At 73.9% G+C, this 12,806-nt stretch carries 13 protein-coding genes; 2 read left to right on the plus strand and 11 right to left on the minus strand.

Annotated elements, in window-relative coordinates:
• Window positions 1-137: 137 nt before the first annotated feature.
• The 3 genes from menD to menE are packed head-to-tail and all read right to left on the minus strand — an operon-like array spanning window position 138 to window position 3,798.
• The gene (menD, locus tag ETU37_RS02605) at window positions 138-1,826 is read right to left on the minus strand and encodes a 2-succinyl-5-enolpyruvyl-6-hydroxy-3-cyclohexene-1-carboxylic-acid synthase (RefSeq protein WP_129985308.1); all 1,689 of its coding nucleotides are present in this window, start codon (window positions 1,824-1,826) and stop codon (window positions 138-140) included.
• Window positions 1,823-2,770, minus strand: coding sequence for an o-succinylbenzoate synthase (locus ETU37_RS02610; RefSeq protein ID WP_129985309.1), 948 nt, complete (start codon window positions 2,768-2,770; stop codon window positions 1,823-1,825). The genes menD and ETU37_RS02610 overlap by 4 nt, the downstream gene beginning before the upstream one ends.
• On the minus strand, window positions 2,767-3,798 hold the full coding sequence (menE, locus tag ETU37_RS02615; protein WP_129985310.1) for an o-succinylbenzoate--CoA ligase: 1,032 nt from the start codon (window positions 3,796-3,798) through the stop codon (window positions 2,767-2,769). The genes ETU37_RS02610 and menE overlap by 4 nt, the downstream gene beginning before the upstream one ends.
• A 35-nt stretch (window positions 3,799-3,833) precedes the next feature.
• On the opposite strand from menE, the gene ETU37_RS02620 reads away from it, so the two are divergent.
• Entirely contained in the window at window positions 3,834-4,706 is an 873-nt protein-coding gene (locus ETU37_RS02620) for a 1,4-dihydroxy-2-naphthoate polyprenyltransferase (RefSeq protein ID WP_129985311.1), read from the plus strand.
• Here the strand turns inward: ETU37_RS02620 and cds1 are convergent.
• Together cds1 and ETU37_RS02630 are read right to left on the minus strand one after the other, a co-directional pair.
• Window positions 4,696-5,793, minus strand: coding sequence for an L-cysteine desulfhydrase Cds1 (cds1, locus tag ETU37_RS02625; protein WP_240755496.1), 1,098 nt, complete (start codon window positions 5,791-5,793; stop codon window positions 4,696-4,698). The two genes, ETU37_RS02620 and cds1, sit on opposite strands and share 11 nt — an antisense overlap.
• Complete coding sequence (locus ETU37_RS02630) at window positions 5,793-6,059, minus strand: DUF4229 domain-containing protein (protein ID WP_129985312.1); 267 nt, start codon at window positions 6,057-6,059, stop codon at window positions 5,793-5,795. Before ETU37_RS02630 ends, cds1 begins: the two co-directional genes overlap by 1 nt.
• Before the next feature lie 60 nt (window positions 6,060-6,119).
• Here ETU37_RS02630 and ETU37_RS02635 point away from each other — a divergent pair, with 60 nt between their 5' ends.
• Complete coding sequence (locus ETU37_RS02635) at window positions 6,120-6,362, plus strand: hypothetical protein (protein WP_129985313.1); 243 nt, start codon at window positions 6,120-6,122, stop codon at window positions 6,360-6,362.
• A 239-nt stretch (window positions 6,363-6,601) separates the two neighbouring features.
• On the opposite strand, the gene ccsB is transcribed toward ETU37_RS02635, so the two are convergent.
• The 6 genes from ccsB to hemL are packed head-to-tail and all read right to left on the minus strand — an operon-like array spanning window position 6,602 to window position 12,570.
• Entirely contained in the window at window positions 6,602-7,588 is a 987-nt protein-coding gene (ccsB, locus tag ETU37_RS02640; protein WP_129985314.1) for a c-type cytochrome biogenesis protein CcsB, read from the minus strand.
• The gene (resB, locus tag ETU37_RS02645; RefSeq protein ID WP_240755498.1) at window positions 7,585-9,207 is read right to left on the minus strand and encodes a cytochrome c biogenesis protein ResB; all 1,623 of its coding nucleotides are present in this window, start codon (window positions 9,205-9,207) and stop codon (window positions 7,585-7,587) included. The genes ccsB and resB overlap by 4 nt, the downstream gene beginning before the upstream one ends.
• Window positions 9,204-9,950, minus strand: coding sequence for a cytochrome c biogenesis CcdA family protein (locus ETU37_RS02650; protein WP_129985315.1), 747 nt, complete (start codon window positions 9,948-9,950; stop codon window positions 9,204-9,206). The genes resB and ETU37_RS02650 overlap by 4 nt, the downstream gene beginning before the upstream one ends.
• Complete coding sequence (locus ETU37_RS02655) at window positions 9,943-10,521, minus strand: TlpA disulfide reductase family protein (RefSeq protein WP_129985316.1); 579 nt, start codon at window positions 10,519-10,521, stop codon at window positions 9,943-9,945. The genes ETU37_RS02650 and ETU37_RS02655 overlap by 8 nt, the downstream gene beginning before the upstream one ends.
• Before the next feature lie 4 nt (window positions 10,522-10,525).
• Entirely contained in the window at window positions 10,526-11,212 is a 687-nt protein-coding gene (locus ETU37_RS02660) for a histidine phosphatase family protein (RefSeq protein ID WP_129985317.1), read from the minus strand.
• Window positions 11,209-12,570: a glutamate-1-semialdehyde 2,1-aminomutase gene (gene hemL / locus ETU37_RS02665; RefSeq protein ID WP_129985318.1), complete on the minus strand. Its 1,362-nt coding sequence runs from the start codon at window positions 12,568-12,570 to the stop codon at window positions 11,209-11,211. Before hemL ends, ETU37_RS02660 begins: the two co-directional genes overlap by 4 nt.
• Window positions 12,571-12,806 lie beyond the last annotated feature (236 nt).

Raw genomic sequence — 12,806 nt, forward strand, 5'->3', positions numbered from 1 at the left:
GACAGGAACCCCCGCCTGCCGGGCGTCGGTCACGTCCGGGGCCGTGAGCTCACCGGCTGCTGCAGCCGCCGATCGCGGCCATCGAGCCGAGGTGCATTCGTGACGTCGTCAACGTCCGGCCGGACACGGTGTCAGGGTCAAGAGCCCTGTGCCGATGACCCGAGCGCCCGGATCGCCGCGTCGAGGGCGCGCCGGTCGTCACGCTGCACGACGGCCTCGACCACCTCGATGCCACCGGCCGGGTTGGCGAGGGCGTGCTCGAGCTCGGGGAGCGAGTCGACCTTCCAGTGCGGCGTGCGCGTGGCAGCGCAGAGGGAGGCGAGGTCGACGCGGTGCGGCGTGCCGAAGACGCGCTCGAACGAGTCGGCGTACGCCGGACCGCCCTGCTCGAGCGACGCGAAGATCGAGCCGCCGTCGTCGTTGACGACCACGATCGTCAGGTCCGGCCACGGCTCCTCGGGTCCGAGCACCAGTCCGTTGCTGTCGTGCAGGAAGGTCACGTCGCCGAGCAGCGCCAGCGACCGGCTGCTGTGCGGCCGGCCGAGGGCGGCGCCGACGGCGGTCGAGACCGAGCCGTCGATGCCGGCGAGGCCGCGGTTGCCGATCACCATGCGCCGGTCGCCGACGCGGTAGCGCGGCACCATCAGGTCGAGGTCGCGCACCGGGTTTGAGGCGCCGACGAAGAGCAGCCCGCGGGCCGGCAGGGCGCGGGCCACGGCGCCGGCGACCTGGTGCGGGGTGAGGGCGCCGCGCCCGGCCAGCAGCGCGTCGAGGTCGCGGCCGCGGGCGGCGTCGGCGGCCAGCCACTCCTGGAGCCAGGCGCCGTCGGTGGGCGGGTCCACGGTGACCGGCCCGTCGAGGACGCGGGAGACGACGTGACCGGGGTCGGTCCAGCCGGTGCGGTTGCGCATCGCGACGACCTCGACGGCGGGGTCGCTGATCAGCCGGGTCACCGGGCGCGACAGCGTGGGGTGGCCCGCGACCACGACGCGCTCGATCCGACCGCGGAGGTTGCCGGGGCCGCTGTCGCCGAGCAGGAGGCGGTAGGTGCGGATCGCGTGCGCCCCGGTGCGGGAGCCGCTGGTCGGCTCGGCGAGCAGCGGCCAGCCGGCCTCCTCGGCGAGCACCCGGGCGGGGGGGCCGGCGTCGTCGCCGGCGACCACCACGGTCGGCTTGGACTGGTCGAAGTGGTCGTGTCCGTGTCCGTTGTCGTCAGGGGTGGTGACTTCCACCGGCGGGAGGTCGGTGGTCCAGCCGTCGGGGTCGTCCGGCACGAGCGGCTCGGCCATCTGCAGGTTGAGGTGGACCGGGCCCCGTCGACCGGACCCCGCCAGGGCCTCGGCGACCAGCCGGTGCCAGCCGGCCACCTGGGCCTGCTGGTCGGCGCCGCTGTCGCCGGGCGGTACGTCCCTCGTGACGAGGGGCGCGTCGCCGAACATCGCGTGCTGGTGCTCGGTGGTCTGGTTGGCCTGGGTGCCGCGCAGGTGGGCGGGCCGGTCGGCGGAGACCACGACGAGCGGCACGCCCTTGTGCGCGGCCTCGAGCACCGCCGGGTGCAGGTTGGCCACCGCGGTGCCCGACGTGGTGACGACCGGGACGGGCGTGCGGCTGGTGACCGCGAGGCCGAGCGCGAGGAAGCCGGCGGAGCGCTCGTCGATGCGGGTGTGCAGGGTGAGCCGTCCGCCGGCCGCCGCGGCGTGCAGCGCGAAGGCCAGTGCGGCCGACCGCGACCCCGGTGCGAGTACGGCGTGCGTGGTGCCGTGTGCGACGAGCGCGTCGACGACGGCGCGCGCCATCGCGGTCGAGGCGTTGGCGGGGGCACTCACGAGAGGAGATCCTCCACGTCGGCCAGGCGCCGACGCCAGTGCTCCTCGCGCGCGGGCGCGGCCCGGAGCCGGTCGAGCGCGGCCGGGTCGACGGTGACCGGCCCGACGGGGAGCGCTCCGTCGACCGGCAGCAGCGGGTGCGCGGCGACGTCGTCGGTGAGCAGCTGCACGGTCGCGAGCCCGCTGGCGTGGTGCAGCTCGGGCAGGGCGGCCGCGAGGGCGACGCCGGCCGCGATGCCGACAGAGGTCTCCAACGCGCTGGACACGACGACGGGCAGGCCGATGTCCTCGGCGATCCGCAGGCAGGCCCGGACGCCACCCAGCGGTTGCACCTTGAGCACTGCGACGTCGGCGGCCTCCAGGTCGCGCACCCGGTAGGGGTCCTCGGCCCGGCGGATGGACTCGTCGGCGGCGACGGGGACGTCGACCTTGCGGCGCACGAGCGCGAGGTCCTCGACCGCGGCGACGGGCTGCTCCACGTACTCCAGCCCCCCGGCCGCCCGGTCGAGCGCTCCGATGGCGGCGACGGCCTCGTCGACGTCCCAGAGCCCGTTGGCGTCGACGCGGATGTGGCCGTCGGGCCCGAGCGCGTCGCGGACGGCCTCGAGCCGGGCCTCCTCCTCGGCGCGGGTCTGGCCGGGCTCGGCGACCTTGACCTTGGCGGTGCGGCAGCCCTGCGACGCGCGCACGATCTCGGCGGCCCGCTCCGGGCCGACGGCCGGGACCGTGACGTTGACCGGCACGCTGTCGCGCACGGCTGCGGGCCAGCCCTCGTCGGCGGACTCGCGGGCCGCGCGCAGCCAGGGCGCGGCCACCACGGCGTCGTACTCCAGGAAGGGGCTGAACTCACCCCAGCCCGCGTCGCCGCGCAGCAGCATGCCCTCGCGGACGGTGATGCCGCGGAACTTCGTGCGCATCGGCACCGACCACACGTGCCAGGTCACCGGGCGGCGTCCTGGAGGGCGAGACGGTCGACCTTCCCGTTGTGCAGCAGGGGGATCGCGTCGACCTGGCGCAGCCCGCGGGGCGCCCACGAGCGCGGGTGCACGGCCGCGACCCAGTCGCGCGCGGCGTCGAGGTCCAGGTCCCTGCCCTCGTCCAGCACGACGAGCGCGACGACGCGCTGGCCCCACTCGTCGTCGGGTACGCCGACCACCTCGGCGTCGCGCACGGCGGGGTGCTCGCGGAGCCGGGCGGCGACCGCGGGGGCGGGCACGTTGACGCCACCGGAGAGCAGCACGTCGTCGACGCGGCCCAGCACCTGCAGCCGGCCGTCCTCGTCGAGCCGGCCGGCGTCGCTGGTGACGAACCAGCCGTCGCGCATCACCTCGGCCGTCAGGTCGTCGCGGCCCTCGTAGCCGTCGAAGAGCACCGGCCCGGTCAGTCGCACCCGGCCCTCCGCGCTCAGCGCGACCGCGACGCCGTCGAGGGGGACGCCGTCGTACACGCAGCCGCCGCAGGTCTCGCTCATGCCGTAGGTCGCCACCACGCGCACACCTGCGTCGGCGGCCCGTTCGCGCAGCGCCGGCGGCACCGCGGCCCCGCCGACGAGCACGGTCGAGAAGGTGCGCAGTGCCGCCGTGTTCTCCTCGTCGTCGAGCATCCGGTGCAGCTGGGTCGGCACGAGCGAAACGTACCGGCGCTCCCCCGTCATCGCCGTTGCCGCGTCCGCGAACGTGCCGTCCTGCACGACCGGGGTCGTGCCGGCGCGGACCGAGCGGAACAGCACCTGCAGCCCGGCGACGTACGACGGCGGGAGGTTGAGCAGCCACTGGCCGGGCCCGCCGAGGCGGGCGGAGGTCGCGTCGGCGGAGGCGCGGAGCGCGCCGCGCGACAGCACGACGCGCTTCGGCTCGCCCGTCGACCCGGACGTCGCGACGACCAACGGCGCCGGGTCCCGTGCGGCTTCGAAGTCGCGCAGCAGGGCGAGCAGCTCGTCGGCGGTGCCGGAGACCGGGCGGAGGCTGCTCACGCTCAACAACCTAGGTGGTGCGAGAATCCCCGCTCGTGGCAACCCCTGAGCAGTGGCTGGCCGGCGCCCGCCCGCGCACCCTCCCCGCCGCCGTGGCCCCCGTGCTCGCCGGCACCGGCGTCGCGGCCTTCTACGACGGCCTCGTGTGGTGGAAGGCCCTGCTCGCCCTGGTCGTCGCCGTCGCGCTGCAGGTCGGCGTGAACTACGCCAACGACTACAGCGACGGGGTTCGCGGCACCGACGCGGACCGGGTGGGCCCGATGCGGCTGGTCGGCTCGGGCGCCGCGCAGCCGGCGGAGGTGAAGCGGGCGGCGTTCCTGAGCTTCGGCGTCGCCTGCCTGGCGGGGCTGGTCCTCGCGCTCGCCACGTCGGTGTGGCTGGTGGTGGTCGGCGCGGCCTGCGTGGCGGCGGCGTGGTTCTACACGGGCGGGAAACGGCCCTACGGCTACCACGCGCTCGGCGAGGTCATGGTGTTCGTGTTCTTCGGGCTGGTGGCCGTCGTGGGCACGACCTACGTGCAGACCGGCACGGTGCCGCTCGCCGCCTGGTTCGCCGGCGCCGGCGTGGGTGCGCTGCCCTGCGCCGTCCTGGTCGCCAACAACCTGCGCGACCTGCCGACGGACCGCGAGCACGGCAAGCGGACGCTGGCGGTCGCGCTCGGGGACACGCAGACGCGCTACTTCTTCGCGTTCCTGATCGGGGTCGCCGCCATCTTCCTGCTCGGCCTGGCGCTCGAGACGAGCGCGTGGGTGCTGGTCGCGTTCGCGTTCGTGATCCCCGTCGCCCCGGGCGTGCGTGCGGTGCTCGGCGGCGCGCGGGGACGCGACCTGGTCCCGGTGCTGCAGGCCGTCGGCGTGAGCGAGCTCGTCTACGGCGCCGGCATCTTCCTGGCGCTCGTCACGGCGTGACGAGGTCGCCGCTGCGCGAGAACTCCTCGAGCGCGGCGGTGTACGGCGCGATGTCGATCCCGCGCGCGGCCAGCCACGCGTCGTCGTAGTAGGTGTTGGCGTAGCGCTCGCCGCCGTCGCAGAGCAGCGTCACCACGCTGCCGGCCCGGCCCTCGTCGCGCATGCCCGCCACGAGCTGCAGCGCTCCCCACAGCGCCGTACCGGTGGAGCCGCCGACCTTGCGACCGGTCACCGCGCTGCACCAGCGCGCGGCGGCGATGGACGCGGCGTCGGGGACGCCGACCATCGCGTCGACGATCGTCGGGACGAAGGACGGCTCGACCCGCGGACGGCCGATTCCCTCGATGCGGGAGCCGCCCTCGCGGGTGCAGTCGGGCTCGGCGCCGGACCAGGCCGGGAGGAAGGCAGAGTTCTCCGGGTCGACGACGCAGACGCGGGTCGCGTGCCGCTGGTAGCGGACGTAGCGGCCGATCGTCGCCGACGTGCCGCCCGTGCCCGCGCCGACGACGACCCACTCCGGCACCGGGTGCCGCTCCTGCGAGAGCTGGTGGAAGATCGACTCGGCGATGTTGTTGTTGCCGCGCCAGTCGGTCGCCCGCTCGGCGTAGGTGAACTGGTCGAGGTAGTGGCCACCGGTGTCCTCGGCGATCCGCCGCGCCTCGTCGTACACCGCCGACGGGTCGTCGACGAGGTGGCAGGTGCCGCCCTGGAGCTCGATCAGCTCGATCTTCTCCGTGGACGTCGAGCGCGGCATCACCGCGACGAACGGGAGGCCGAGCAGCCGGGCGAAGTACGCCTCCGAGACCGCCGTCGAGCCCGACGACGCCTCGGTGAGCGTCGTGCCCTCGCGGATCCAGCCGTTGCAGAGGCCGTAGAGCACCAGCGACCGGGCGAGGCGGTGCTTCAGCGAGCCGGTCGGGTGCACCGACTCGTCCTTGAGGTACAGGTCGATCCCCGCGTCGCCCACCGGAGCGGGCAGCGGGAAGACGTGCAGGTGGGTGTCGGCGGAGCGGTTCGCGTCGGCCTCGACCTTGCGGACCGCGTCGTGCACCCAGGCGCGGTCGTGCCGGCCGGCCCTGACGTGCACTACTCCGCGTCCTCCCGGGCCTTGCGCTCCTCGAAGGCCGCCGTGGCCCGCTCGGCACGCCGCTGCACGACGGCCGCGAACCGCTCGCGCTGCCCGCGCAGCAGGTAGTACGACGCCACCGCCGACACCACCGCCGCGAGCAGAAGGGGCCAGAGCAGCGGGATCGAGTCGCCACCGGTCACGGCGAGGTAGACGCCCGCGATCACGGCGTACGACGCCACGAAGATCCCGATGCGCGAGAGCGTGTAGACGACGAACTCCTTCACGCCTCCAGGGTAGTTGTGAGACACGCTGACGGAGTTGGCGGGCCGTCCTACCCTGGGGACATGGGCAAGGCCGTTCTCATCATCGCGCTGCTGGCGCTCATCATCTACGGCCTGCTCCGTCTGTGGGAGCGCCGCCGGGCCAGCCGGCGCCCCTCCCCCTCGTCGCAGTTCCCGCCGCCGCCGACGCGCCGGGTGGTCGCACCCGACGACGACCCCGACTTCCTCCGCGACCTCGAGCGCAAGCGCCGCCGACGCCAGAAGTCCCAACCCGACGACGAGCCGCGCCCCGACACCGACGGCTGACCCGCCTCGACCCGCTCCGCCCGCTGTCAGCGAGGCCCCGGCGCCGGTTGTGACGCGGGGTTATGCACGCTTCACAAGGCGTATGCGCCTAGGGAAAGCGTCCACGTGCCTGGGGAAGTACGGCGAACGCCCCCGGGGCCTGAGGGGCAAGACGCGCCGACTCGACGGGTCCGAGAGGGCAAGACGCGCCGACTCGACCCTCGTGGGAGGGCAAGACGTGCCGACTCGGCGATCCGGCGTCAGCCGGCGTACGAGTGCAGGCTGCCGCCGCCGAAGAAGAAGTTGATACCGACGAAGTTGAACAGCAGGGTCGCGAAGCCGACCAGCGCGATCACCGCCGCGGCCTTGCCGCGCCAGCCGGCGGTGGCCCGGGCGTGCAGGTACGCCGCGTAGACGACCCAGGTGATGAACGCCCAGACCTCCTTGGGGTCCCAGTTCCAGTAGCGGCCCCAGGCGTACTCCGCCCAGATCGGCCCGGCGACGAGGGCGGCGAAGGTCCAGATCGGGAAGCCGAAGGCGTGCAGCCGGTAGGACAGCCGGTCGAGCGCGTTCAGCTCGGGCAGCCGGTCGAGGTAGCCGCCGGGGCGCAGCGAGCCGCGACGGCCGGCGCGGTCCTTGACGAGGAACAGCACGGCCGCGATCGCGCCGACGGCGAAGGCGCCCGAGGCGACGACCGCCGCGGCGACGTGGATCACCAGCCAGTAGGAGTGCAGCGCGGGCACGAGCGGGCCGGCGGGCACGTAGAGCAGCAGCCCGGCCAGCATCAGCACGACGACCTCGAACGCCGTGACGGGCAGGCCCATCCAGCGCAGGTGGTAGCGGCGGCCGAGCAGGAGGTACATCAGGCCGACGCCGAAGGAGCCGGCCAGCGTGAACTCGTACATGTTGCCCCACGGCACCCGGATCGGGTCCGCGCCGAGACCCCGGGTGACCAGCGCGGCACCGTGCAGGAGCACGGCGACGACGGTGAGCGCGAGACCGATCCGGCCCCACTTGTCGACCCGCTCCTCGTGGTCCTCGTCGACCGGTCGAGGGGCAGCCTGCGCGGGCGACGGGGAGCCGCCGACGAGCGCGGCCTCCGGCTCGGCGACCTCGGTGACCTCGGTGACCGTGACGGCCCGCCCGGTGGCCCACTCCGTCACGTGCGCGACGAACGCGAGCACGTAGACGATCGAGGCGAACATGACGGCGTTGTTGGAGAACGCCGCGAAGTCGGCCGTGGTCATGAATCCTCCTGATCCGATCGGAGCTGTCGCTCCAGCTCGTCGATCTCGCCGGCCAGGTCCCCGCCCGAGCTGCGGTCGAGCCCGGCCAGCTCGACCACGGTACGGCGTCCGTCCTCGGGGTCGGCCGACGCCCGGACCCAGGCGCGACGCGGCCGGATGAACAGCGATCCCATCAGCCCGAGGATGCCGAGCAGCACGCCGAGCAGCGCGAGCCCCTTGCCGGGGGTGTCGGACACCTGCAGCTTGACCCACCGGTCGACGCGGTCGAAGGTGATCGAGCCCGCGCCGTCGGGCAGCTCGACGGTGTCGCCGGGCGACAGCTTCAGCCGGGCCGCCGAGCCACGCGAGGCGTCGGTGCTCTTGAACGTCCTCAGGTCGTCCTTGTCGAGCTGGTAGACCGACTGCGGGCTGCCCTCGTCCAGTCCGAGGTCGCCGCGGTAGGGGACCAGCGACAGCACGGGGTCGAGGTCGTCGGGGAACTGCGAGAACGGTCCGCGCGCCATCGTGAAGCCGTACGTCGGCAGGAACAGCCCCTCGAAGCCGAGCTGGTCCGGCGCCGCGTCGGGGACCTTCAGCACCCCGAACGACGCGAACGACGCGTCCTGCGGCAGGAAGGTCACCGGGCCCTCGTAGGCGACGTCGCCGTTGCCGTCGCGCACCGTCACGACCGGCGCGTAGCCGTGCCCGACGAGGAACACGTTGACCCCGTCGAGGGTGAGCGGGTGGTTGACCTTCAGGTCGTAGTCCTGCGGCTCGTCGCCGGGCTCCGCGGCGTACCTGACCTTGGCCGAGAAGTCCTCGGGCTGGCCCATGTTGGGACCGGAGGTGAGGAACGAGACGTCGAAGTCCTCGACGGTGAAGCTCAGCGGGGACAGGTCGTCGGGCGCGAACAGCGAGCCGGGCGAGAAGTCGTCGTACTGGCTCAGCGCGTTGGAGAAGCCCTGCCCCACCACGGTGATGACGCCGCCCTTGTAGCCGTAGAGCTGGCCGAACGCGAACGCGACCAGCACCAGCAGCACGGACGCGTGGAACAGCAGGTTGCCGGCCTCGCGGAGGTAGCCACGCTCGGCGGCGACCGCGCCGTCCCCGGCGAGGTCGGAGTCGACGCGGTAGCGGCGCTTGCGGAGGACCCCCGCCGCCTCCTGCAGTACGGCGTCCGGCGGAGCGTCGACGACCCAGCGGCGCGACTCGGGGAGGCGCCCGAGGTTGCGCGGGGCGCGCGGCGGGCGGGCCCGCATGCCCCGCCAGTAGATCCGCAGCCGCGGCACGACGCAGCCGACGAGCGAGACCATCAGCAGGATGTAGATCGCGGAGAACCACACCGAGTCGTAGACCGAGAACAGTCCGAGGGCGTCGTACACCCGCGCCAGCGTGGGGTGGTCACGCTCCCAGTCGGCGACCGCGACCTGGTCGATGTCGCGCTGCGGCACGACCGAGCCGGGCACGGCCGCCAGCGCGAGCAGGAAGAGCAGCACGAGCGCGGTGCGCATGGACGTGAGCTGGCGCCAGGTCCAGCGCGCGAGCTCGAGCGGCGCCAGCGCCGGGGGCTGCGACGGCGGCGTCGGGTTGGGCGCGGCGCCGCCGGCGCCGGCAACCGGATCGGTCTGGGTGGAGGTCACACGGCCACCTCGAAACCGCCGACCCAGTTGCGCAGGTCGCCGACCCAGACGTCCCACACGCCGGTGACGAGCAGGACGCCGACGGCCACGAGCATCACGCCGCCGGCGCGGGTGACCCAGACCTGGTGGCGGCGCACCCACGCGACCGCGCCGAGCATCCGGCGGAAGGCGAGACCGGCCAGGACGAACGGGATGCCGAGACCGAGCGAGTAGGCGACGCTGAGCAGCGCGCCGCGGGCGGCCGTGCCCTCGGTCAGCGCGAGCGTCTGCACCGCGGCCAGCGTCGGGCCGATGCACGGCGTCCAGCCCAGCCCGAACAGCACACCGAGGAGGGGCGCGGCAGCGAGGCCGACGGCCGGCACCCGGTGCACGCGCACGTCACGCTGCAGCCACGGCACCAGGCCCAGGAAGGCCAGCCCGACGAGGATCGTGACGACGCCGAGCACGCGGGTGATCGGGGTCATGTACTCCCACAGCAGGTCGCCGAGCGCGCCCGACAGGGTGCCGAGGGCGACGAAGACGAACGTGAAGCCCAGCACGAAGAGCAGGCTGCCGAGCACCATGCGGCCGCGCCGGGCGCGCTCGAGGTCGGCGCCGGACAGGCCGGTGGCGTACGAGAGGTAGCCGGGCAGCAGCGGCACGACGCACGGCGAGAAGAACGACACCAGCCCGGCGACCGCCGCGACCGGCAGTGCCAGCAGCAGCGAGCCGGACAGCACCGTGCTCTCGAACCAGTCACCCACGCGCCTGCGCCTCCTCGACCAGCCCGTCGAGGGTGCCACGGCTCAGCTCGCCGAGCACCCGGCCCGCGGCCCGACCCTCGGCGTCCACGACGACCGTGCTCGGGATCGAGCTCATCGCGAGCGAGTCGCGGAACGACAGGAGGGTGCGGCCGTCGGGGTCGTAGAGGCTCGGGTAGGGGATGTCGAAGCGGCGCACGAACGCCTGGGCGGCGGCCTGGCTCTGGTCGCGCGTGTTGATGCCGAGGAACACCACGTCGTCCTTCGCGAGGTCGCGCGACGCCTCGGCGAGCATCGGGGCCTCCTTGCGGCACGGCCCGCACCACGACCCCCACACGTTGACCACGACGACCTTGCCGGCGTAGTCGGCCAGCGACACCTGGTCGCCGTCGAGGGTCTCCCCCGCAACCTCGCCGGGCTCCTCGCGGTCGGCCGGGTCGACGGCGGTGATGATGCCGCTGCCGGACACGAACCCCTGGTCGCCGGAGCTGCCGACCTCGTTGCTGCACGCGGCCGTGCCGCCCAGCGCGGCGAGGGCGAGCAGGGAGACAGCGGTACGGCGGGCGTGGTTCATCGGGTCAGGAGGTGGGTTCGTCGGTCTGGCCGGGGCTGCCGCCCGAGGAGTACGGCTTGCCGCGGTCCTTGACCGGGATCAGGTCGGCAGCCGGCTCGGAGTAGCGCACGGTGACGAGCCGGTCGCCCTCGAACGTGAGCGACGTGAGGCTGCACAGCGTGCACTGCCGCCGGGTGGGGAGGTGGACGTAAGGGCGGCCCTCGGCGTGCAGCCGCGTGATCCAGATCGGCAGCTGGTGGGAGACGACGACCGCCTCGCGCCCGAACGCGACGTCGCGCGCGTCCGCGACCGCGGCCTTCATCCGGGCGACCACCTGGACGTAGGGCTCGCCCCACGACGGGCGGAACGGGTTCCACAGGTGGCGCCACGCGTTGGGCTTCCACAGCACGTGGTCGCCCATGCCGAACCGCTTGCCCTGGAACGAGTTGGTCGACTCGATGACCCGCGAGTCCTGGCCGACCTCCAGGCCGTGCGACCGCGCGACCGGCGCGGCCGTCTCCTGGGCGCGCTCGAGCGGCGACGCGACGACGTGTGCGACGTCGTGGTCGGCGAGGGCGTCGGCGACCCGCTGTGCCATCTGCCGGCCGAGGTCGGACAGGTGGTAGCCGTCCATGCGGCCGTAGAGCACGCCGTTGGGGTTGTGCACCTCGCCGTGCCGCAGCAGGTGGACGGTGGTCCGGGTGTCGCTCACGCGCCGGCCTCCTTCTCCACCGGAGGTACGGCGGCCGCGGCCCGCGCGGCGGCGGGGAGGGCCGAGACGACCCGGTCGAGCACGGCGTCGTCGTGGGCGGAGGAGAGGAACCACGCCTCGAAGGCGCTGGGCGGGAGGTACACGCCCTGGTCCAGCATCGCGTGGAAGAACGCCCTGTAGCGCGCGACGTTCTGCGCCGAGGCGGCGGCGAAGTCGCGCACCGAGTCGGTGGTCGGCGGCTCGTCGAGGAGGAACGCGCTGAACATGTTGCCGCCCGCCTGCACGACGTGGGCGACGCCGGCCTCGGTGAGCGCCTTGTCGACCTCGTCGGCGAGCAGGCCGGCGGCGCGGTCGAGCCCGGCGTACACCTCCTCGGTGGCGAGCCGCAGCGTGGCGAGGCCGGCGGTGGTGGCGACGGGGTTCCCGGAGAGCGTGCCGGCCTGGTAGACGGGGCCCTCGGGCGAGAGCATCGCCATCACGTCGGCACGGCCACCGAAGGCCGCGGCCGGGAAGCCACCGCCCATCACCTTGCCGAACGTCACCAGGTCGGGCGTCCAGCCCTCGCGGGCGCCGTCGAGGCCCCACTGGCCGGAGCGGCTGACCCGGAAGCCGGTCATCACCTCGTCGCTCACGAAGAGCGCGCCGTGCCGGGCGCAGGTCTCGGCGAGCATCTTGTTGAAGCCGGGCAACGGCGGGACCACACCCATGTTGCCGGGCGAGGCCTCGGTGATGACGCAGGCGATCTCGTCGCCGTGCTCGGCGAAGGCGCGCTCGACGGCGGCGGGGTCGTTGTAGGGCAGGACCAGCGTGGCGGCGGTCGACGCGACGGGGACGCCCGGCGTGCCCGGGACGGACAGGGTGGCCAGTCCGGAGCCGGCGGCGGCCAGCAGCGCGTCGACGTGGCCGTGGTAGCAGCCGGCGAACTTCACGACCAGCTCCCGGCCGGTGAAGCCCCGGGCGAGCCGGATGGCCGACATGGTCGCCTCGGTGCCGGAGGACACGAACCGGACCTTCTCCACCGGGGTGCGCACGACGATCTCCTCGGCGAGCTCGACCTCCGGGACGGTGGGCGTGCCGTACGAGGTGCCCCGGCTCACCGCCTCCTGCACGGCCGCCTGCACCCCGGGGTGGGCGTGGCCGAGCAGCATCGGGCCCCAGCTGCAGATCAGGTCGACGTACTCGCGCCCGTCGGCGTCGTACAGGAACGCGCCGGAGGCCCGCTGCACGAACCGCGGGGTGCCGCCGACGGCGTTGAACGCCCGGACCGGGGAGTTCACGCCTCCCGGCGTCACCGCGAGCGCCCGTGCGAACAGCGCGGCGGACTCCGCCGTCTCTGGCCGGGTGTCGTCTGGGGTCACCGCCCCATTCTGTCGAACCGCCCCTGAGGGATCGAACGGGGACCGTGTGAGGCTGCCCACCGGGACAGCCCGCTGATCCGGCAACTCTTTACCCGGTGTCGCCTACCGGTGCGTAACCTGGGGGCGCCCACGCTCGTTGAAGGTGTCACGAGAGAGCGGCACGGGTATGACGGGAGCCAGACCCGGGCCGCGCACGGGGGGTTACGACACCGGGAGAGGGAAGTGTCGAGAACAGA

The sequence above is a fragment of the Nocardioides iriomotensis genome (assembly GCF_004168035.1).
Lineage (GTDB): Bacteria > Actinomycetota > Actinomycetes > Propionibacteriales > Nocardioidaceae > Nocardioides_B > Nocardioides_B iriomotensis.

Coding starts and splice junctions, on each gene's coding strand:
- ccsB (WP_129985314.1), bottom strand. CDS start 7,588: ATGACCACGGCCGACTTCGCGGCGTTCTCCAACAACGCCGTCATGTTC.
- ETU37_RS02655 (WP_129985316.1), bottom strand. CDS start 10,521: ATGAACCACGCCCGCCGTACCGCTGTCTCCCTGCTCGCCCTCGCCGCG.
- ETU37_RS02635 (WP_129985313.1), top strand. CDS start 6,120: ATGGGCAAGGCCGTTCTCATCATCGCGCTGCTGGCGCTCATCATCTAC.